The following is a 21,330-nucleotide window of genomic DNA, read 5'->3' as shown; positions in this document are numbered from 1 at the left end:
ATCACGGCATCCGCGAGCAGCTGGAGTGAGTCCCATGCGCATCTTCATCACCGCGTTCATCAGCCTGGACGGCGTCGTGCAGGCGCCCGGCGGGGCGGAGGAGGACACCGACGGGGGGTTCGCTCACGGTGGCTGGACGCACCCGTTCTTCGACCCGGAGGTGGTCGGCGGGGCCTTCGACGGGGCGCTGCGGGAGGCGGACGCGCTGCTGTTCGGGCGGCGGACGTGGCAGGCGATGGCGGGGGCGTGGCCGGAGCGGGCGGGTGACCCCTTCGCCGACCGGATGAACTCCATCCCGAAGTACGTCGTGTCCCGGACGCTCACGGACGACCAGCTGACCTGGGACAACACCACCCGTATCGCCGGTGACGAGGCCGTCGCCCACCTCCGCAAGCTGCGCGAGAGCGACGGCGGCAACCTCCTGATCATGGGCAGTCCCACGCTCGCCCGCACGCTCCTGAGCGAGGGCCTGGTCGACGAGCTGCGGCTCATCGTCATGCCGGTGATCCTCGGCGGCGGCAAGTCGATCTTCCCGGACGACGGGACCAAGGCCGCCTTCGAGCTGGTGTCGACGGCGACCGCGCCGACGGGCACGCAGGTGTGCGTGTACCGGGCCGCCGCCCAGGACGCGTAAAAGCTCCGGAGGACGAGGGCCGGGCGCCGCGGCGGCATGGACGCGCGGCCCGCCCTCGGCTTAGGCTCGGTCCGACGGTATCTCTGACTGAGTCAACCATCCGGGGGTCGATGATCATGACCGTCCAGGACATCCGTGCCTTCAACCGCTTCTACACGAACGTCATCGGCGCCCTCGACTACAGCCGCAGGCTCTACGCCCCCTACACCCTCACCGAGTCCCGCGTCCTGTACGAGCTGGCGCACTCCCCGCGCACGGACGCGGCCGATCTGCGCGGCGAACTCTCGCTGGACGCCGGGTACTTGAGCCGGATCCTGAACAAGTTCGAGCAGGACGGACTGATCGAGCGAGCTCCCTCCGACCTCGACCCCCGCCGGCGCCACGTCTCGCTCACCGCACACGGACGCGAGACCGCCGGCCTGCTCGCCGAGCGGGCGAACGAAAGCGTCGGCGCGCTGCTGGCCACCGTGCCGTCCGCCGAGCGACCCCGCCTCTCCGAGGCCATGCGGACCGTGCGGGAGCTCCTGTCCGACGGCCGCCCGCCCCGCCGCGAGGACGTCGTCCTGCGCGAACCGGGACCCGGCGACCTCGGCTGGATCGTGCAGCGCAACGCCGCGCTGTACGCGGCGGAGTACGGCTGGAACGCCGACTACGAGGGGCTGGTCGCGAGGATCGTCGCCGACTTCGCGGAGGACCACGACCCGCACCTGGAGCGGGTGTGGATCGCCGAGCTGGACGGGCGGCCGGTGGGCTGTGTGATGTGCGTACGGGACGAGGCGCCCGCCACCGCCCGGCTGCGGCTGCTGCTGGTCGAGCCGGACGCGCGCGGGCTCGGCATCGGCGACCGGCTGGTCGGGGCGGTCGTCGACTTCGCGCGCGGTGTCGGCTACCGCGACCTGGTCCTGTGGACCAACGACGTCCTCTCCTCCGCCCGCCGCATCTACCAGCGCCACGGCTTCGTCCTCGTCGCCGAGAAAGCCCACCGCTCGTTCGGAAAGGACCTGAACGGCCAGGACTGGCGCCTGGACCTCAGCGGCACCGGCGAGTGACAGTAGGGACCATGAAACTGGCGTTCTCCACCCTCGGTGTCCCCGGCCTGCCCCTCCCCGAAGTGCTGCGACTCGCGACCACGTACGGCTACCACGGTGTCGAACTGCGCGCGGATCCGGAGGAGCCGGTCCATCCCGGTCTCGACCTCGCCCGACGCACGGACGTGGCCGCCGAGTTCAAGGAAGCGGGCGTGGAGATCCTGGGGATCGCGGGGTACGCGCGGGTGGCCGCGCCTGGCGACGACGCCCCCGTGATCGAGGAGATGCGGCGTCTGCTCGACCTCGCCCGCGACCTGGGCGCCCCCTTCATCCGGGTGTTCCCCGGCGGCGCCGCCCAGCAGAGCCGGGAGGAGGCCGACGCCACGGCCGCCCGGCGCCTCGGCACGGCCGCCGAGTACGCCGGCGACGTCGGCGTCCGCATCCTCCTCGAGACCCACGACTCGCACCGCACCGGCGCCGACGCCATCCGCGTCCTCGGCCCGGTCGGCCACCGTCAGGTCGGCGCCCTCTGGGACGTCATGCACACCTGGCTGGGCGGCGAACAGCCCTCGGAGACGTACGCGGCCCTCTCGCCGTACCTCGGATACGTGCAGGTCAAGGACATCGCCTCCCCCGACGACACGACCCCCCTGCGCCTCGGCGCCGGCGTCCTCCCCCTCACCGAGTGCGTCGACGTCCTGTCCCGCCACGGCTGGGACGGCTGGCTGTGCTGGGAGTACGAGAAGCGGTGGTACGAGGCTGCCGCCCCGCTCCCCGACCTGCTGCGCGCGGGCCGCGACCACCTGGCCCGGCTGCTCAACGAGTCCGCGTAGCGCGGAGCCGGGGCGGTGGGGGACGTGACAGGGCTGGCGCGGTGCCGTGTGGGCGGTCCGGGGCGGGCCTCGGCGGGACGAGTTGGTGGCGTCCGCCGCCGGGGTGTCCGCCGCCGGGGTGTCCGGCAAGTCGGGGCTCAGTCCCACCAGTTGAACAGCAGGTCGCTCAGCACATCGGGCCGCCGGTAACGGATGTCGGCGGTGTACTCCGCCGCCGGCAGACCGTGGACATCCACCTCGGCGATCGGCGTCCCGAGCTCGCGGACAGGCAGGACCCGGAGGCCGACGGCCTCGAAGCGGGCCGCCCAGGCCGCTGGGTCCACGAAGCCCGCCACCGGTCGCCCGGGGACGGGCTTCGTGGCCGTGACGGCGACGAGTGGCAGGGCCGCATGGCGCAGAACGGTGTGCGCCTCGCCGCGGCCGGTGATCGTGACCGCGTGGAAGCTGGAGATGCCGGGGAAGGCGAGCACCTCGACGGCGGCCCCGGTCTCCCGGGCGGCCTCGAAGCACGCTCCCCGGAACGACGTCACGTGCACTTCCCTACGCACGCGCCACGAACCCCACCGCCGGCTCCCTACGCACGCGCCACGAACCCCGCCACCCGCTCCCTACGCACGCGCCACGAACCCCGCCACCCGCTCCTCCAGCCGCCCCCGGCACTCAGGCCACTCCGCCGCCGTGACCGAGAAGATCGCGGAGTCGCGCAGCCGGCCGTTCTCGCCCGGTGCCCAGGAGCGGGACCAGTTCCGCAGGACGCCCTCGAAGCGGGCGCCGACGCTCTGGATCGCCGCACGGGAGCGCTCGTTGCGGGCGTCCGTCTTCAGGTCCACCCGGGACACGCCCCACTTCTCGAAGGCGTGCCCGAACAGCAGGAGTTTGGCCTCGGCGTTGACGCCCGTGCCCTGGGCCGGGCCGGCGAGCCAGGTGAAGCCGACCTCGACGGCGTCGAGCCGGTCGTCCGTCAGCCAGGAGCGCGGCTCCCAGTAGGAGGTGGCGCCGACCACCTGTCCCGTGAGCGTCGAGACCTGGACGTAGGGCGCGAGTCGTCCCGTGGCCGCGCGGGCGAGCTGGGCGTCGATGTAGGCGCCGACCTCGTCGGCCCTCGGCACCCAGGTGAACTCGTAGGTGCCCCGGTCCGCTTCCGCCGCCGTCGCCAGCCCGGCCGCGTGCCGGTGCTCCAGCGGTTCCAGGCGGACCAGCGTCCCCTCCAGGACCGGCCCCTCCAGCTTGAAGCTCACCCTTTGCCGCCTCTCACAGCCGTGCGCGCAGCGCCCCGAACTCCTCGTGGAAACCGGGGAAAGTCTTGCGTACGCATCCGGGGTCGTCGAACGAAATACCCGGCACCCGCAGCGCGGTGACCGCGAACGACATGACGATGCGGTGGTCGCCGTAGGACGTGATCTCCGTGCCGGAGGCGGCGGCGGGCAGCCCCGGGCGGATCTCGATCCAGTCCGGACCCGTCTCCACCGCCACGCCCAGCCGTCGCAGGTTCTCCGCGCAGGCCTCCAGGCGGTCGCACTCCTTGACGCGGGTGTTCGCCACGTCCTCGATCCGTACCGGACCGGAGGCGAAGGGGGCGATCGCGGCCAGGGTCGGCATGGTGTCCGAGATGTCCCGCATGGCGACCGTGAGGCCGTCCAGCCGGCCGGTTCCCCTGACCGTGGTGCCGTCCGCGCGGACCGACACCTCGGCGCCCATCCGCCGCAGCACGTCCACGAAGCCCAGGTCGCCCTGGAGTGCCCCCGTCCCGAGGCCCGGGACCGTGACCTCGCCGCCCGTCACGGCCGCCGCCGCGAAGAAGTAGCTTGCGGTGGACGCGTCGGGCTCGATCGCGTAGGTCGTCGCGCGGTAACCGCCCGGCGGGACGACGAAGACGTTCCCGTCCCTGCGCACCTCCACCCCGAACGCCCGCATCATCGCGAGGGTGATCTCCACGTACGGCACCGAGACGAGGTCCGTCACCTCGATCCGCAGACCGGTCCGGGTCAGCGGGCCCAGCAGCAGCAACGCCGTCAGGTACTGCGAGGACTGGCCCGCGTCCAGCGTGACCTCGCCGCCCTCGACGCCCGCCGCCACCACCGTCAGCGGGTGATGGCCCTCCGCCTCCTCGTGCCGCAGGTCCACGCCCAGGTCGCGCAGGGCGCGGGTCAGGGGGAGCAGCGGGCGTCGGCGCATCTGGGGCGACGCGTCGAAGCGGTACGTGCCGTGGCCGGCCGCCGCCAGGGTCGGCAGGAAGCGGGCCGTGGTCGCGCCGTCGCGGCAGTACACGTCCGCCTCGGCCACCGCCGGGCCCTGGGGGCGGCCGTCGACCTGCCAGGCGCCCGGGGTCCGGCCGACCCGATACCCGAGCCGTACCAGGCCCTCGGCGAAGCCCTCCGTGTCGTCCGAGCGGAGCGGTCGTACGAGGGTGGTGACACCGTCGGCCGCCGCCGCCAGGAAGAGGGCGCGGGCGGTGATGGACTTCGAGCCTGGGATGTCGACTACGGGCATGCCCCGATGATCGCCCCACCTCCGCGTCCCGCGCCGGGACGTCCACGGGATGGAACGCGTTTCGCCACGCCCCGTTCAACCCACCGGCCCCAGGCCCACCAACTTCGGAAATACGGCCCGAGCGGGGAACCTGGCCCCGCCCCCGCTCGTCCAACCCGCAAGCTGTCGGAGAGTCACCGTGGTGCGGTGTCGGCCTCGCTGCTGGCTGCGAACGCTGACCCACCCTCTCCGCCGTACCGCGGCCGGCAGCACGCCGCCATCGGCGCGCCCCCCTCCAACTGCGCCGATGGCGGCCCCTTACTGGTTACTGTGCGCTCCCTTGACCGGCAGAAACTTCCCGGATATTGGTGACCTCTCGGAAGTTTCCTTCAGTGGCTCTCCTCCGGAAGGAGCACACGTGCCCGACACCAGCACGGGAAGCACAGGAAGCTCGGGAAACACCGCACGCCCCTCCAGACGTACCGTCCTCGCCGCCACCGCCGGCGCCACCGCCGCACTGACGGTCGGCGGAACCTCGTACGGCGTCGCCGATGCCGATGCCGATGCCGTGGCCGACGCCGCCGCCGCCGACGACAAGGCCCTCCGCATCCTCGTCTCCCGCATGACCTTGGAGGAGAAGGTCGGTCAGCTCTTCGTGACGCGGGTCTACGGCCACTCGGCCACCGCCCCCGACCAGGCCGACATCGACGCCAACCTCAGGGAACTCGGCGTGCGCACGGCTGCCGAACTGGTCGCCAGGTACCGGGTCGGCGGCATCATCTACTTCAGCTGGGCGCACAACACCCGCAGTCCGCACCAGATCGCGGACCTGTCGAACGGGATCCAGAAGGCGTCCCTGGAGCGGCCGCGCGGGCTGCCCGTGCTGATCTCCACCGACCAGGAGCACGGCATCGTCTGCCGGGTCGGGAAGCCCGCCACCCTCTTCCCGGGCGCCATGGCCATGGGTGCCGGCCGCTCCCGCGCCGACGCCCGCACCCTCGGCCTCGTCGCGGGCCGCGAACTGCGGGCGATGGGTATCCGGCAGAACTACTCCCCCGTCGCCGACGTGAACGTCAACCCGGCGAACCCGGTGATCGGCGTCCGGTCCTTCGGTGCCGAGCCGCGCGCCGTGGCCACGTTGGTCGCCGCCGAGGTCGCCGGCTACCGGCGTTCGCGGATCGCCGCGACCGCCAAGCACTTCCCGGGGCACGGCGACACCGCCGTCGACAGCCACTACGGCTTCCCGGTCATCACCCACACCCGCGCCCAGTGGGAAGAGCTCGACGCGCCGCCCTTCCGGGCCGCCATCCGCGCCGGCATCGACTCGATCATGACCGCGCACATCATGGTCCCGGCCCTCGACGACTCCGGCGACCCGGCCACCCTCTCCCGCCCGATCCTCACCGGCATCCTGCGCGAGGAGCTCGGTTACGACGGGGTCGTGGTGACGGACGCCCTCGGCATGAAGGGCGTCCGGGAGAAGTACGGCGACGACCGTGTGCCGGTGCTCGCGCTGAGGGCGGGAGTGGACCAGCTCCTCGACCCGCCCTCCCTCGACCTCGCGTGGAACGCCGTCCTGAAGGCCGTACGGGACGGGGAGCTCACCGAGACGCGGCTGGACGAGTCGGTCCTGCGGGTGCTGCGGCTGAAGGCGAAGCTGCGGTTGTTCGAGGAGCCGTACGTCAGCCAGGCCGGTGTCACCGACACGGTCGGCACCGCGGCGCATCTGGCGGCGGCCGACCGCATCGCGGAGCGGACGACCACGCTGCTGGTGAACCAGGGGCGGCTGCTGCCGCTGTCCCGGCGTACGCATGCCAAGGTGCTCGTCGTCGGGGCCGATCCCGCCTCGCCGTCGGGGACGACCGGCCCGCCCACCGGGGTGCTCGCGGGCGCGCTCACCGAACTCGGCTTCACCGCCACCGCCCTGTCGACGGGCACCGCCCCCTCGGCCGCCACGATCGCCACGGCCGTCGCGGCGGCGCGGGACGCGGACGCGGTGGTGGTGGGGACGTACAACGTCACCGCGGCCAGCGCCCAGAAGACGCTCGTCGAGCAGCTGGTGGCGACCGGGAAGCCGGTGGTGGCGGTCGCGATCCGCAATCCGTACGACGTGGCCCACCTGCCCTCCGTGCCGGCCTGCCTGGCGGCATACTCCTGGACCGACGTCGAACTGCGGGCCGCCGCCCGGGTGATCGCGGGACGGGTGTCGCCGCGCGGGAAGCTGCCGGTGCCGGTGGTGCGGGCGGACGATCCGGCGCGGGTGCTGTATCCCGTCGGGCACGGGCTGTCGTATCAGACGTAGCCCTCATACGTCACGCAACCGGTGTACGACCCCCAAAAGGCTCAAAGCGCCCTGCACGTCTGGCGTGTGCCCGCCGCGGCGGGTCACGCTGGGCGGGGGGACCCGGGGGGATGGCGATGCGCGAGAGATGTTCTGTGGGGGTCGTGTGCGCCCTGCTGGCGCTGCTGGCCGCCCTGTTGGCGGGATGTTCGGGACCGGCGTCCGGTGCGGGCGGCGGCGAGGAGGACGGGCGGCTGGGCACGGGGGCCTCACCCTCGTCCTCGCGGACCTCCGGGTACGGCGCGGTGTTCCTCGCGGTCGACGAGTGCAGCTCCTTCGGCACCACCAGTTTCACCGAGGTGGCCTGCACCGGTGAACGGGCGGCCGCCAGGGTCGTGGCCCGCCACGACGGCACGGTCGCCGACGGGCCGCAGTGCCCCGCGACCACCGACTTCGTCCTGCACATCAGCGAACAGAGCCAGGGCTCCGACGAGGACGGCGACGGGGCGATCCCCCAGGGCTACGCCTGCATGCGCAACCTGAGCCCACCGCACCCCGGCGACCCCGGCGGCGGAGGCGGACCGCGCACCATCGTCGGCGACTGCGTCTACGGCCTGGGCGACGGCCAGGTCCGCGAGACCGCCTGCGACGGCAAGGGCGACAAGAAGCCCGAACACAAGGTGACCAAGGCGGTCGACAAACGCACCCAGTGCCCCCTGTCGACGGCCCTCTACGTCCAACTGGGCGGCGACCATCCGGTGGGCTGCGCCCGGCCTGTGTGACCCCCCAGAAGGGGCAGACGGCCGGGCGCAACACGGGAGTTACGGACGCAGCGCGGGCTCCCGCTCCACGTCCCGCTTGTCCAGCTTGGCGTCGAACTTCGCCAGCGGCTTGGCCGCGGACGGGTTCGCCTGGACGGTGGCGGAGGCGACGCCCGCCCACTGGAGGATCCGGGCCGTGGCGAGCGCCTGCTGGTCGGGGACCAGGCCGGCCACGTTGGCGCCGTGGTTCAGGCCGGGTGCCGTGAAGACGTACGAGTCCTTCGCGCCCTTGGCGAGGCGGAACGGCTCCGCGCCCCACGGGTCGTTCTGGCCGTAGACGAAGAGCATGTGGCGGGCGTTGTGCTTCACCCAGGTGTCCACGTCACGCATCGCGTACGGCTGGAACTTCATCGGGATGTCGCGCGGGACGAAGTTCCGGGGCGGCTGGTAGCCGTAGCGGATGTACTTCTTCTCGATGTGCGGGAACCCGATCGTCGGCGCGCCGAGCTGTGTGCCCGCCTGGTAGTAGTACGGCGTGTACGGCGACAGGCCCTGGTCGGTGTAGAAGGAGAACCCGGAGATCGTGTCGATCGAGGTCCAGATGTCGTCGTCGGTCGCGTTCTTCGCGTCCGCCGGGATCGTGTCGCAGTCGGAGAGCAGGCTGTACTGCCAGAAGCCCCAGACGTAGTCGAGGACGACCGCCTCGTAGGCGCGGTCCAGGCTGCCGATCGTGGTGAAGGTGAAGCCCTCGGCGGCGGCGTAATCCGCGTACCTCTTCTCCAGCGGCTCCCGGCGCACCAGCGCCTCGCGCTGCACCGCGTTCAGCCGGTCGCGGCACTCCTTGGTGCCGACGGTGGCGAAGAAGCGGTCGTAGGCCGAGTCCTCCTTGTTCACGACGTCGTTGGGGGCGACGTACGCGACGACTCCGTCCATGTCCTTCGGGTAGAAGCGCTCGTAGTAGGTGGCGGTCATGCCGCCCTTGGAGCCGCCCGTGGAGATCCACTTCTTGGTGTAGATCGTCTTCAGCGCCTTGAAGATGCGGTGCTGGTCGCTGGCGGCCTGCCAGATGTCCAGCTTGGTCCAGTCGGCCGGGTCGGGCCGGGACGGCGTGAAGAAGCGGTACTCCATGGAGACCTGGTTGCCGTCCACGATCTGGGTCGGCTCGCGGCGGCCCGGGTTCGTGGAGACGCTGTAGCCGCCGGTGTAGAAGACCGTCGGGCGGGAGACGTCCTTGTGCAGCACGGTGATCCGCTGCTGGAACGTGCCCTTGGACGGGTGCCGGTGGTCGACCGGCTGGGTGTAGTTGAGGACGAAGAAGCGGTAGCCGGTGTAGGGCTTCTCCTCGATCAGGCTCATCCCCGGTATGGAGAGGAGTTGTTCCTTGATGTCCGTGGCCGCGGTGGTGCCGGTGGTGCCTGTGCTGCCTGTGGCCTCCGGCTCGGCGGCTGTGGCCGCCCCCACCGTGCTCAACGTGCCAATGAGCACCGTGAGCGCCAGCAGCCATCTGAGCGCCTTGCGCATGCACCCTCCCCTGTGAGTACAGATGTGCGCCGGAAGCTAGCGGAGCAAGTCGCCTCAGCACCAGGGGAGATGGGCTTTTGATGGGGAAAACCCTGTAGGAAGTCTGTGGGTTCGGCCTGTGGTTCGGCCTGTGGTTCGGCCTGTGGTTCGGTCTGGGGTGCGGTCAGGGGTTCGGTCTGGGTGCGGTCAGGGGTTCAGCACAGGATCCAGCCGGATTTGTACGATCCGCCGCCCACCGCCCCTTTGACCCGCACGCAGCGCTGACCGGCGTGCGTCTCCCTCGGTCCGGCGAAGCGCGCGTACTGCCCCTCGTCCACGACCGGATGGAGGCCGTACGCCTGCACGCTGACCATCATGTAGCGCCGCGTGCCGGGGTTCTTGGACAGCGTGACCGCGCAGACGTACCCGCGCCGCTTGTACACCTCCACGGTGCCGGTGGAGAACGGGAACGACTTGACCTTGCGCCCCGCGCAGGCCGAGGCGGCAGCCTGCGCCTCCCCGGGCGCGGCAACAGCGAGCAGCCCGGACGCGGTCAGCACGGCCAAGCCGAGCGCCATCCGCCGACGAATCCCAGCACCCGTGTTCACAGGCGTCCCTCCCGTATCGCGCGATGAGCGTACTGGTGTACGGACGCGGGACAGGTGTCGGATGGTTGCCCATGTCCGGCCGCCAGGCGTGAGGCCGCCGCCGGGCCGCCGGGTCTCCGGGTCGTCAGGCCGCCGCGGGCTCGTCCTCGCCCACGAAGGTCCGCCACAGCTCGGCATACCGCCCGCCCCGCGCGAGCAGCTCGTCGTGCGTGCCGTCCTCGGCGACGCGGCCGTGATCCATGACGACCACCCGGTCGGCGCGAGCCGCCGTGGTCAGCCGGTGGGCGACCACGAGTGTCGTACGGCGGCCCGCGATGCGGTCCGTGGCCTGGTTGACCTGGGCTTCCGAGGCCAGGTCCAGGGCGGCGGTCGCCTCGTCGAGGAGGAGGACGTCCGGGTCGACCAGCTCGGCGCGGGCCAGTGCGATCAGCTGGCGCTGGCCCGCCGAGAGGTTGCGGCCGCGTTCGGCGACCTCGTGCAGGTAGCCGCCCTCCAGCGTGGCGATCATCTCGTGGGCGCCGACCGCGCGGGCCGCCGCCTCCACCTCGGCGTCGGTGGCCTCGGGGCGGCCGTAGGCGATGGCGTCGCGGACGGTGCCCTGGAAGAGGTAGGCCTCCTGCGGGACGACCCCGAGGCGGTGGCGGTACGAGGTGAGGTCGAGGGCGCGCAGGTCCGTGCCGTCGACGGTCACCCGCCCGCCCGTCGGGTCGTAGAAGCGGGCGACCAGCTTGACCAGGGTCGACTTGCCGGCGCCGGTCTCGCCGACGAAGGCGACCGTCTGACCGGCGGGAATGTGCAGGTCGATGTTGGTCAACGCCTCTTCGGGCTGGTCGGTGGAGCCGTACGCGAAGTGGACGTCCTCGAAGGCGATCTCGCCCCGCAGGGAGAGGACTTCGAGCGGCTCGTCGGCGTTCTGGGTGGAGGTCGGTTCCTGGAGCAGCTCCTGGATACGGCCCAGCGACACCGTCGCCTGCTGGTAGCCGTCGAAGACCTGGGAGAGCTGCTGGACGGGGGCGAAGAACAGGTCGATGTAGAGGAGATACGCGACCAGGGCGCCGGTGGTGAGGGTCGCCGCGTCGACCCGTCCGGCGCCCGCGATCAGTACGGCGGCGGCGGCGACCGACGACAGGAACTGGACGAACGGGAAGTAGATCGAGATCAGCCACTGGCCCCGGATGCGCGCCTGGCGGTAGCTGTCGCTGCGCTCCGCGAACCGCCGGCTGCCGTCGTGCTCGCGGCGGAATGCCTGCACGATCCGGAGCCCGGACACCGACTCCTGGAGGTCGGCGTTGACCAACGACACCCGCTCACGAGCCAGTTCGTACGCCTTCACGCTCGCCCGGCGGAAGAAGAACGTGGCGATGATCAGCGGGGGCAGGGTCGCGAAGACGACGAGGGCGAGCTGCACGTCGATCACCAGCAGGGCGCCCATGATGCCGAAGAAGGTGACGACCGAGACGAACGCGGTGACCAGGCCGGTCTGGAGGAAGGTCGAGAGGGCGTCGACGTCCGTCGTCATCCTCGTCATGATCCGGCCGGTCAACTCACGCTCGTAGTAGTCGAGTCCGAGCCGCTGGAGCTGGGAGAAGATCTTCAGGCGCAGGGAGTACAGGACCCGTTCGCCGGTCCGCCCGGTCATCCGGATCTCGCCGACCTGCGCGGCCCACTGGACGAAGACGCTGAGCAGGGCGAGGAGGGAGGCGGCCCAGACCGCGCCCAGGGCCATGTCCGTGACGCCGTCGTCGATGCCGTGCCGGATCATCACCGGCAGGAGCAGGCCCATCCCGGCGTCCACGGCGACGAGGACGAGGCTCACCAGCAGCGGCAGGCCGAAGCCCCGCAGCAGCCTGCGCAGGCCGTACGACTCCTCGGCGGCGACCGCCCGGGCCTCGTCGATGCCCGGGGTGTCGGTCGCCGGGGGCAGCGCGTCGACCTCGGCGAGGAGTTCGGGGGTGGCCGGGGTGCCGTCCATGGCGATGTCCCGGCGCTCGCGCTCCCCCGCCCAGAGCCTGGGCGTGATGCCGCTCTCGGCGTCGAACTCGGCGTCCAGTTCGTCCCGTACCGAGGTGTCCTGCGTCGGTTCCGCGGGCCGGGTGTGGCCGGGTGAGACACCGCCGAGTTCGTCCGGGTCGGTGAGGAGGCGGCGGTAGAGGGCGGAGCGCTGCTGGAGCTCCTCGTGGGTGCCGAGGTCGGCGAGCCGGCCGCCGTCGAGGACGGCGATGCGGTCGGCGAGGTTGAGGGTGGAGCGGCGGTGGGCGATCAGCAGCGTGGTGCGGCCCCGCATGACGTGCTGGAGGGCCTCGTGGATCTCGTGCTCGACGCGGGCGTCCACGGCGGAGGTGGCGTCGTCGAGGACGAGCAGGCGCGGGTCGGTCAGGATGGCGCGGGCGAGCGCGACGCGCTGGCGCTGGCCGCCGGAGAGGGTCAGGCCGTGCTCGCCGACGGTGGTGTCGTAACCGTCGGGGAGTTCCCTGATGAAACGGTCCGCCTGGGCGGCGCGTGCGGCCTTCTCGATCTCCTCCTGGGTCGCGTCCGGACGGCCGTAGGCGATGTTGTTGCGGACCGTGTCCGAGAAGAGGAAGGAGTCCTCGGGGACCAGGCCGATCGCGGCCCGCAGCGAGTCGAGGGTCAGCTCGCGGACGTCGTGCCCGCCGATGAGGACGGCGCCGCGCGTCACGTCGTAGAAGCGCGGCAGCAGGAGGGAGACCGTGGACTTGCCGGAGCCGGAGGAGCCGACGACGGCGAGGGTCTCGCCGGCGCGGATCTCGAAGCTCAGCCCGTCGAGAACCGGGCGCTCATGGTCGTAGCCGAAGGCGACGTCGTCGAACTCGACGGTCGCGGGCGCGTCGGCGGGAAGTTCCTTGCCGCCGTCCCGCATCGACGGCTCGGTGTCGATCAGCTCCAGGACGCGTTCCGTGCCCGCCCGGGCCTGCTGGCCGACCGTGAGGACCACGGCGAGCATGCGGACCGGGCCGACGAGCTGGGCGAGGTAGGTGGAGAACGCGACGAACGTGCCAAGCGTGATGTGGCCGCGGACCGCGAGCCAGCCGCCGACCGCGAGCATCGCCACCTGGCCGAGGGCGGGGACGGCCTGCAGGGCCGGGGTGTACCTGGAGTTGAAGCGGATGGTGCGCAGCCGGCCGGCGAACAGGCGGCGGCCGACCTCCCGGAGCTTCCCGGTCTCCTGGTCCTCCTGCCCGAAGCCCTTCACCACGCGCACGCCGCTGACCGCGCCGTCGACCACGCCCGCGACGGCGGCGGCCTGGGCCTGGGCGTACCAGGTGGCGGGGTGCAGCTTGCTGCGGCTGCGCTTGGCGATCCACCACAGGGCCGGGGCGACGGCCAGCGCGACCAGCGTGAGCGGCAGCGACAGCCACGCCATGATCACCAGGGAGATCAGGAAGAGCAGGATGTTCCCGATGGTCATCGGGAGCATGAAGAGCAGACCCTGGATCAGCTGGAGGTCGCTGGTGGCACGGCCGACGACCTGACCGGTGGACAGCTCGTCCTGGCGGCGGCCGTCGAGGCGGGTGATCGTCCCGAACATCTCGGTCCGCAGGTCGTGCTGCACGTCGAGGGCGAGGCGGCCGCCGTAGTAGCGGCGGATGTAGGTGAGGACGTAGACGACGACGGCCGCGGCGATCAGGGCGCCCGCCCAGGGAGCCATGTCCCGGGTGTGGTCGCCGATCACGTCGTCGATGATCACCTTGGTGACCAGCGGGACCAGCGCCATGACGGCCATGCCGCCCAGCGAGGAGCCGAGGGCGAGGACGACGTCCGTGCGGTGTCGCCATGCGTAACCGGCCAGCCTGCGCGCCCAGCTCTGCTTCTCCCCCTGTTGCGCTGCCACGCCGGTGCCTTCCGTTCGTCCTGCTCGCCTGCTCGTCCTGCTCGTCCGGAAGGCACCAACGCGAAAGGAAGCGGATTTCATCCCTCCGCAACAAAACGGGAGGGAAGCGGTCGGACGCGCACCCGCAGGTAGAGGAGGTCAGACGCGTACCCGCAGGTAGTAGAAGCGGGTCGTCTGTACCGGGTTCTGGTTGTCGTCGCTGACCAGGAGCACCTTCAGGGCGCCCTTGTCCCGGCCCGTGATCGCCATGCCCTCGATGTTGTCGAGGAGCGGGTTCGGCTGGGGCTGCTTCGCGGTGGCGCCCAGGGTCGGGCAGGCCGCGATGTCCGTGAGCAGGGTCTTCTTGATCAGGCGTACGCCGTCCTGGCCCGTCAGGTTCTCGATACCGCTGGTGTCGGTCGCCCGCCGCGGGTCGGCCAGGTAGAGGCGGACGGTGTTGCCGACGCCGGAGGTGAAGCCGCGCTCCAGGACGAGGAGGCGGCCGTCGGGCGTGGCCTGGACCTCGGGGACGCCGAGGCCGGTGTCGCTGCGGTAGGCGTACTGGGCGCCGAGCTCGAAGTGCCCGCCCTTCGTCCGCTGCCAGGTCTGGAAGCGGACGATGCCCGCGCTGTCGCCGGAGAGGGCGTACTCCATCGACGCGAGAAGGGTGCGAGCGCCGGGGAGCATCGTCAGCCCCTCGAAGGTGCCGTTGGAGACGGCCCGGCCGGCCGGGGCGACCTGGAGGGCGGGCGGGACGGGGAGGCGGTCGAGAATCCTGCCCTCGGGGCTGTAGCGACGTATGGACGGTTCGGTCTCGGAGGTGATCAGCCGGGTGCCGTCACCTTCGACGACCAGGCCCTCGGAGTCGAGGGCGGCGCCGTTCTCGTCGGCGAGCGGGACGACGCCCTCGGGCTGGAGTGTCTTCGCGTCCAGGTCGAACAGGGACGACCGGTCGGAGAGGGCGGCCAGCGAGCCGTCCTTGTCCACGGCGAGCGCGGAGAGGTTGCCGACGAAGGTGCCGTCGTACGTCGTCTTGTCGAGCGCGTCGGAGAAGCGGTCGATGGAGACGGACGGGGAACAGGCGTTCGTGACGGCGTGGGCGGGACCGGCGGCGGTCAGGCAAGTGGCCGCCGCCAGGGCCGCGGAGGTGGTGGCGAGTACGGTTCTCAGGCGCATGGAGGTCACGGTAGGACGGGCCGGTGACGGGCGGGAGACCGGCTCGTGAAGCATCGTGGCCTCAGCTCGCGGCGAGATCCCTGTGGACGACCTTGGCGACGCCCTGGATGGTCGTGACGCCGTAGTTCATGGTGCTGTTGCCGTGCGTGAGCACCGTGATCATGTAGTCGTGGCCGTTGCCCTTGAACGCGCCGACGCTGTGCACCCGCCAGCCGTTGGTGGCCCGCTCCAGCCAGCCGTTCTTGACGGCGACGGAGACCCCGGACGGCACCCCGTACGGCGTTCCCCAGCGCTGCGAGGAGATGACCTGGCCCATCAGCTTGAGGATGTAGGCACGGGAGTTGTCGCTCAGGACCGTGTTCTTCGCGGTGACGAGCTTGAGGAGCTTCTGCTCGTCGGTGACGGTGATCTGGGTCAGACCCCAGTAGCCGTTCGCGCCGGGTTTCGTCTGCGTCATCCCGGCCGCGGTGAGGAAGCCCTTGATCTTCGTCAGGCCCAGCTGCTTCCACAGTGTGCTGGTCGCGGCGTTGTCCGACTTGGTGATCATGGCCTTGGCGAGCGTGGTCTCGCGGTCGGTGAGGTAGCGGTTGTGCTTCTTCGCGTCCCACAGCAACGTGGCGAGCACGGTGACCTTGACCACGCTGGCCGAGTCGAAGGCCGTCGAGGGGCGCAGGGTGCAGGTCGTCTTGGTGGTGCGGTCGTAGACACCGACGGCGACCGTGCCCTTGCGGGTCGCGAGGGCCGCGGTGATGTCCTTCCTCAGCTTGTCGGCGAGGCCCGCCTTGGCGGACGTACAGCTGACGGTCGGCGTGGCCGCGGCGGCGGGCGCGGCGGCGGCCACGACGGGGATGAGCACACCGGCGCCCACGCCCGCCGCGAGCACTCTCGCGCGTCTCGATATCCCTTGAGTCATGCCCCTGTTGACTCACGAGTTCGAGTGAATGGTTGTACGCATCGGCGAACGCGTTGGGCAAAGGATGTACGGGGCGCTACCGGAGGCAGTCGGATCTACCAGGCGTGGGCCGATCCGCCCCGCCGGCCGAGGCAGGAACCCGAGGGCGTGCCAGGAGATACCGAGTACGCCCCCGGGCTGGGGAAGTGTGCCGGTCAGGATCCCGGCACGGGGCTCTCGGCGGCGCTACGGAGGCTGCTGTCGTCCGCGTCGCAGCATGCGTCGGCGTACGCGGGTGCGTGGAGTCGGGCGCCACGGCTCTCGGCGATGCGGTGGACGTCACGCAGCGCCTCGGCCATGCGGGCTGCCAGGAAGTGGAGTTGGGCGGAGGTGGCTTTGCGGTCGCCGAGCATGTCGGCGGCGTGATCGAGGAGTTCGCCCGCCATGCCGAGTTGCACACTCTCGATGGTGTCGGCGACGCGGGAGAGGTAGCCGGTCCCGTCCCCGACGAGATAACAGGGCTTTCCTTCCGGACCGGCCCACGGAAGCAGGCGCGCCTGGCCCGGAAGGCCCGTCGGATGCCTGAGACAACGGTGATCGGTCTACCGAGGGATGATCTGTCTGCGAGCGCCCCTGGGCTCCTGTGGGCGGTGCCGCCATCTCGACGTAATCGGACAGGCGGGACCTGGGTATATCCCCGGGTGCCGCGTCACTCTCCCCTTGATCCGCCACGACGCGAATCATCACATCGGCATATCGCGGCAGGCAACGCGGACACTCCAACGGCGTTCAGGATGGCCGAGTCGGCGCACCGAGCCCCACACTCTTACCGGTATCTCATCCATCCACAGCCTCCCCCCAGGCAAGGCACAGTCCGCGCCCATCCGGCGTATGCATCGTGCACGGGTGACATCAGCCACCGATCCCCACCCCCACACGACCGCGTCCCCCGACCTGCCGCCGCCGGTCCCGCCCGCGGCGCCTCCGGACAAGGCGCCCCGCTGGTCGCTCCCCGCGCTCGTCGCGATCATGATCCTGGCGGCGGTGCTCTACGCCTGGAATCTGTCCGGCTCGGGCCTGAACAGCTTCTACAGTGCCGCCGTGCTGAGCGGCACGCAGAGCTGGAAGGCCTGGTTCTTCGGCTCGTTGGACGCCGGGAACTTCATCACCGTCGACAAGCCGCCCTTCGCGCTGATGGTCATGGGCCTGTCGTGCCGGATCTTCGGGTACGGCACCTGGCAGATGATGGCGCCGGTGATCGCGGCCGCGCTCGGCACGATATGGATCCTGCACGCGTCCGTGAAGCGGGTGTTCGGGCACGCGGCGGCGGCCGTCGCCGCGCTGGTGCTGGCCCTCACGCCGATCACGGTCGCCATCAACCGGGACAACAACCCCGACACGCTGCTCGTGTTGCTGATGGTGGGTGGTGCGGCGCTGGCGCTTCGGGCCGTCCGCAATGACAGGCTCCTGCCGCTCATCGGCTCCGCGGTGTGCTTCGGGCTCGCCTTCAACACCAAGATGCTCCAGGGTTACATCGCCCTGCCGGCCGTCTTCGCCGTGTACGTGTACGCGTCGAGGCTCGGCTGGAAGAAGAAGGTCGTGCACCTGGTCCTGGCGGCCGGGGCGCTCGCCGTGTCCAGCTTCTGGTGGGCGGCCGCCGTGTCCCTGCTGCCCGCGTCCGAACGGCCGTACATCGGCGGCTCGACCGACGGCACCGCCTGGAACCTGATCATGGGCTACAACGGCCTGGGCCGGATCTTCGGCGGCGAGGGCAACGGCGGGGGCGGAGGCGGCGGGGGCGGAGGCTTCTCCGGTACGGCCGGACTCGGACGCCTCTTCAACGACACCCTCGGTGGCCAGATCTCCTGGCTGATCCCCTTCGCGGCGATCGCCTGCGTCGGCGGTCTCGTCCTGTGCGGCCGTGCCTCGCGCACCGACCTGACGCGGGCCGCGCTGGTGCTGTGGGGCGGCTGGACCGCGCTGCACTACCTGACGTTCGCCATGGCCGAGGGCACCATGCACCCGTACTACACGACCGCGCTCGCCCCGGGCATCGCGGCGCTGTGCGGAGGCGGCGGCGTCATGCTGCTGCGTGCCTTCCGCGCCGACAGGCGCTGGGCCTGGGTGCTGCCGGCGGCCCTGGCGGTCACGGCGATCTGGTCCGTCGTCCTGCTGCGCCGGGCCTCCGGCTGGAACACCTGGCTGTGGCCGGCGATCGCGGTGGTCATGGCGCTGGCCATCACGGGTCTGCTCGTCTTCCGCTCCGGGAACCGGGTACGGCTGCTGGCGGCCTCGGTGGTCGCGGCGGTCGTCGCCGCGGCGGCGGGCCCGGCGGCGTACGCCTGGTCGGTGCCGTCCGGTTCGGGCGGTGGAGGCGGAATGGGCGGTGGTACGAACCCGACCGCCGGGCCGTCGACGGGCAGCGGCTTCGGCGGTGGCGCGGGCGGTGGCCCCGGTGGCGCGGGCGGCGGGCGGGGCGGCTTCGGCGGCGGTGAGATGCCGGACGGTGGTACGCAGCAGGGCGGTCAGGCGGGCAGCCAGGCCGGCGGCCAGGCGGGCGGTCAGCAGCCGGGGCAGGACGGCGGGGCTCAGATGACGCCCGGCGGCGGCAACGGTGAACTGCCCGGCGGCCAGGGCGACGGCCAGAGCGGCCAGGCTCCCGGCGGTACCGGTGCGACGGGCGGTACGCCTCCCGGAGGCACCGGCGGGGCCGTCGGTGGCGGCACCGGCCGCGGCGGCGACATGGGCGGCGCGAGCAGCGAACTCGTCTCGTACCTGGAGAAGCACCAGGACGGCGCCAAGTGGCTGCTGGCGGTGTCGAGTTCGCAGAGTGCCGCGCAGCTGATCGTGAGCAGCGGCGAGCCCGTCATCTCCATGTGGGGCTGGTCCGGCAGCGACAAGGCGATGACCCTCGCGAGGCTCAAGGAACTGGTGGAGAAGGGCGAACTGCACTACATCCAGCTCGGTGGCGGCGGCATGGGCGGAGGCGGAATGGGCGGTGACTTTGGCATCAGCTCCGAGGTCACCGAGTGGGTGCAGAAGAACGGGACGGCGGTGCAGGAGAGCGAGTACAGCTCCTCCACCACGGACTCCAGCTCGGACACGTCCACGCAGATCCAGCAGAACCAGCAGAACCAGCAGAACCAGCAGAACCAGTCGACGGTCTACCGGCTGGACGCGTCGGACGTCGACTGATCCGACTGGCTCCGGCTCCCCCGACTCACACCACACCGACCGACAAGCCTCAACGCCCCCTGGCCTTCCGGTCCGGGGGCGTTTTGGTATGTCAACTCGCGTAGACAAAGGGCAAATTGCCGGTTTCAGTCACCTGATCGACATGTTCGATTCATGGACACGCTCGCATGTCCATGTCACGATCCCGATTGCCCCCTCCATTCAACCCGCGTAGAACGGACACCCCCGATGCCCGTGACCCCCATACGCACGCGCCGCTGGAAGCCCCTGGCGCTCGCCGTCTCCGCCGTCATGGTCGCTCTCGCCGCCCCCGCGCTGACCGCGACCCCGGCCGCGGCCACGACGACCGCGTACGACACGACGTACTACAAGAACGCGGTCGGCAAGACGGGGACGAGCCTCAAGTCCTCCCTGCACACGATCATCAGCAGCCAGACGAAGATCTCGTACTCCGCGGTCTGGAACGCCCTCAAGGCCACCGACCAGGACCCGAACAACAGCAACAACGTGATCCTGCTGTACAGCGGTGTCTCGCGCAGCAAGTCCCTCAACGGCGGTGACGTCGGCGACTGGAACCGCGAGCACACCTGGGCCAAGTCCCACGGGGACTTCGGCGAGGTCACCGGCCCCGGCACCGACCTGCACCACCTGCGCGCCTGCGACGTCCAGGTCAACAGCACCCGCGGCAACCTGGACTTCGACAACGGCGGCAGCGCCGTCACCAACGGCGGCGGCAGCACCGTCGACTCCGACTCCTTCGCGCCGCGCACCGCGGACCGGGGCGACGTGGCCCGCATGATCCTCTACATGGCCGTGCGCTACGAGGGCGACGACGGCTTCGCCGACCTGGAGCCCAACGAGAAGGTCGGCAACGGCTCCAACCCCTACATGGGCAAGCTCGCCGTCCTCAAGGCGTGGAACGAGGCGGACCCGCCGAGCGCCTTCGAGGAGAAGCGCAACCAGGTCATCTACGACACCTACCAGCACAACCGCAACCCGTTCATCGACCACCCGGAGTGGGTCGAGGCGATCTGGTAGGGCGGGACGCGGGGGCCCGGCCGCAGGCGTCCGACCGGCCGGCCGGGCCCACCGAGTTCCTAGGAACGGCACTCCGCTTCAAGAGCTTGTGCCAGTCGCGAGACGGCGGCGGGATCCGGCAGGTTCCGCAGTGAAGCGACGACCTGACCGCTCGCGAACGCGCGCTGCGCGTCGGTCACGGCCGGGTCGACCGCGCACTCGGCCTGTACGTGAACGAAGTTCAGGTCCGTCGCGAAGAGCATGGAGAACGAGTCCAGGCCCGTGACGGCTGCGGGGCCTCCGGCATCCAGGTACGCCCGCATCAACCGCCGTGCGGATTCGGCGTGGAAGTCGTTCGCGCCCGCCCATACGTACACGGCACGCGCGAGTTCGCGCCCCGCCGATATCGGTCCCGCGTTGTCCCAGTCGAGGAGAACCGGCCCGGCCGCGCCGACCAGCACGTTCTGGGGCCGCATGTCGAGATGGGACAGCACCAGGCCGTCGGGGTCCGACGGTGTGACGTACCGCGCCAACTCCACCGCCGACGTGGCGATGAACCGGCCCAGCGCGTCCGCCCACGGCATCCCGGCCCGCCGGGTCTCCTCGTGCAGTTTCTCCCAGTCGGCCTCCTGGGGGCACTGCTCGTACCAGGCACTCGGCGCCCCGGTGGCGGCGCCCGCTCCGGCGCGGTGGAGCAGGGCCAGGGTCCGGCCGCACCAGCTCAGCATCGCCGGCTCACGACCGTCTGCCTCCGTGCCCTCGATCCAGTCGTACAGCTTCACGTACGACCCGCCCAGCGAGGGCGTGAGCTGGGAAACGTACGCGCCGTCGCGGTTCGGCAGGAGCCGCGGCGAGGAGATCCCCAGTTTCTCGGAGGCGTTCCGCAGGGCCGCCTCCCGGTCGACCTGACGCTCGTCACAGCCGAAGAGCAGCTCTTTCACCGCCCATGAGGAGCCGGTCCCCTTCTCTTGCGCCGACAGCTTCCAGATCTGCCCCAGCGCCCCCCGGGTGACGGGTGTCATCGTCCATGGGCCGGTGCCGAGCGCGTAGGTGTCGGCGATGAAGTCGGCTGCGCTCTGCATGGGGGGCCTTTCCGGCTGCGTGGTC

17 protein-coding genes are annotated in these 21,330 nt (G+C 71.2%); 7 read left to right on the top strand and 10 right to left on the bottom strand.

The window, feature by feature from the left end; genetic code table 11:
• Positions 1 to 34: 34 nt before the first annotated feature.
• From ACWBNA_RS25585 to ACWBNA_RS25575, 3 genes are all read left to right on the top strand, one after another.
• Positions 35 to 634, top strand: a complete 600-nt coding sequence (locus tag ACWBNA_RS25585) for a dihydrofolate reductase family protein (RefSeq protein ID WP_482706853.1) — start codon at positions 35 to 37, stop codon at positions 632 to 634.
• A 116-nt stretch (positions 635 to 750) separates the two neighbouring features.
• Positions 751 to 1,683, top strand: coding sequence for a bifunctional helix-turn-helix transcriptional regulator/GNAT family N-acetyltransferase (locus ACWBNA_RS25580; RefSeq protein ID WP_482706930.1), 933 nt, complete (start codon positions 751 to 753; stop codon positions 1,681 to 1,683).
• Positions 1,684 to 1,694: 11 nt separating this feature from the next.
• On the top strand, positions 1,695 to 2,495 hold the full coding sequence (locus ACWBNA_RS25575; RefSeq protein WP_482706852.1) for a sugar phosphate isomerase/epimerase family protein: 801 nt from the start codon (positions 1,695 to 1,697) through the stop codon (positions 2,493 to 2,495).
• 137 nt (positions 2,496 to 2,632) lie between these two features.
• On the opposite strand, the gene ACWBNA_RS25570 is transcribed toward ACWBNA_RS25575, so the two are convergent.
• The 3 genes from ACWBNA_RS25570 to aroA all read right to left on the bottom strand — a co-directional run bounded on the left by ACWBNA_RS25570 (position 2,633) and on the right by aroA (position 4,985).
• The gene (locus ACWBNA_RS25570; protein ID WP_482706851.1) at positions 2,633 to 3,025 is read right to left on the bottom strand and encodes a hypothetical protein; all 393 of its coding nucleotides are present in this window, start codon (positions 3,023 to 3,025) and stop codon (positions 2,633 to 2,635) included.
• Positions 3,026 to 3,103: 78 nt separating this feature from the next.
• On the bottom strand, positions 3,104 to 3,733 hold the full coding sequence (locus ACWBNA_RS25565; protein WP_482706850.1) for a GNAT family N-acetyltransferase: 630 nt from the start codon (positions 3,731 to 3,733) through the stop codon (positions 3,104 to 3,106).
• A gap of 13 nt (positions 3,734 to 3,746) precedes the next feature.
• Positions 3,747 to 4,985, bottom strand: coding sequence for a 3-phosphoshikimate 1-carboxyvinyltransferase (gene aroA, locus ACWBNA_RS25560; RefSeq protein WP_482706849.1), 1,239 nt, complete (start codon positions 4,983 to 4,985; stop codon positions 3,747 to 3,749).
• A gap of 397 nt (positions 4,986 to 5,382) precedes the next feature.
• On the opposite strand from aroA, the gene ACWBNA_RS25555 reads away from it, so the two are divergent.
• Together ACWBNA_RS25555 and ACWBNA_RS25550 are read left to right on the top strand one after the other, a co-directional pair.
• On the top strand, positions 5,383 to 7,266 hold the full coding sequence (locus ACWBNA_RS25555; protein WP_482706848.1) for a glycoside hydrolase family 3 protein: 1,884 nt from the start codon (positions 5,383 to 5,385) through the stop codon (positions 7,264 to 7,266).
• A gap of 116 nt (positions 7,267 to 7,382) precedes the next feature.
• On the top strand, positions 7,383 to 8,027 hold the full coding sequence (locus tag ACWBNA_RS25550) for a hypothetical protein (RefSeq protein ID WP_482706847.1): 645 nt from the start codon (positions 7,383 to 7,385) through the stop codon (positions 8,025 to 8,027).
• A 39-nt stretch (positions 8,028 to 8,066) separates the two neighbouring features.
• On the opposite strand, the gene ACWBNA_RS25545 is transcribed toward ACWBNA_RS25550, so the two are convergent.
• The 6 genes from ACWBNA_RS25545 to ACWBNA_RS25520 form a co-directional block, all read right to left on the bottom strand.
• Positions 8,067 to 9,527 (bottom strand): S28 family serine protease, encoded by a 1,461-nt coding sequence (locus ACWBNA_RS25545; RefSeq protein ID WP_482706846.1) that lies wholly within the window; start codon positions 9,525 to 9,527, stop codon positions 8,067 to 8,069.
• A gap of 194 nt (positions 9,528 to 9,721) precedes the next feature.
• Positions 9,722 to 10,084, bottom strand: a complete 363-nt coding sequence (locus tag ACWBNA_RS25540) for a hypothetical protein (protein ID WP_482706845.1) — start codon at positions 10,082 to 10,084, stop codon at positions 9,722 to 9,724.
• Between the two features lie 154 nt (positions 10,085 to 10,238).
• Entirely contained in the window at positions 10,239 to 13,964 is a 3,726-nt protein-coding gene (locus ACWBNA_RS25535; protein ID WP_482706844.1) for an ABC transporter ATP-binding protein, read from the bottom strand.
• A 138-nt stretch (positions 13,965 to 14,102) separates the two neighbouring features.
• Entirely contained in the window at positions 14,103 to 15,119 is a 1,017-nt protein-coding gene (locus tag ACWBNA_RS25530; protein WP_482706843.1) for an esterase-like activity of phytase family protein, read from the bottom strand.
• Positions 15,120 to 15,180: 61 nt separating this feature from the next.
• Entirely contained in the window at positions 15,181 to 16,032 is an 852-nt protein-coding gene (locus ACWBNA_RS25525) for a serine hydrolase (RefSeq protein WP_482706842.1), read from the bottom strand.
• Between the two features lie 194 nt (positions 16,033 to 16,226).
• Positions 16,227 to 16,562, bottom strand: a complete 336-nt coding sequence (locus ACWBNA_RS25520) for a hypothetical protein (protein WP_482706929.1) — start codon at positions 16,560 to 16,562, stop codon at positions 16,227 to 16,229.
• A gap of 355 nt (positions 16,563 to 16,917) precedes the next feature.
• Between ACWBNA_RS25520 and ACWBNA_RS25515 the strand changes: the two genes are divergently transcribed.
• Both ACWBNA_RS25515 and ACWBNA_RS25510 read left to right on the top strand, forming a co-directional pair.
• Positions 16,918 to 19,206 (top strand): ArnT family glycosyltransferase, encoded by a 2,289-nt coding sequence (locus ACWBNA_RS25515; protein WP_482706841.1) that lies wholly within the window; start codon positions 16,918 to 16,920, stop codon positions 19,204 to 19,206.
• Between the two features lie 228 nt (positions 19,207 to 19,434).
• Positions 19,435 to 20,244 carry an endonuclease I family protein gene (locus ACWBNA_RS25510; RefSeq protein ID WP_482706840.1) on the top strand — a complete coding sequence of 270 codons (810 nt, stop codon included), beginning with the start codon at positions 19,435 to 19,437 and terminating at the stop codon, positions 20,242 to 20,244.
• 59 nt (positions 20,245 to 20,303) lie between these two features.
• Here ACWBNA_RS25510 and ACWBNA_RS25505 read toward each other — a convergent pair whose 3' ends face one another.
• Positions 20,304 to 21,305, bottom strand: a complete 1,002-nt coding sequence (locus tag ACWBNA_RS25505) for a phosphotransferase enzyme family protein (RefSeq protein WP_482706839.1) — start codon at positions 21,303 to 21,305, stop codon at positions 20,304 to 20,306.
• Between the last annotated feature and the right edge of the window lie 25 nt (positions 21,306 to 21,330).

It is taken from the genome of Streptomyces sp. Q2, from assembly GCF_056820935.1.
The sequence above is the reverse complement of the archived record's forward strand: the minus strand, read 5'-3'. Positions and strand labels throughout refer to the sequence as shown.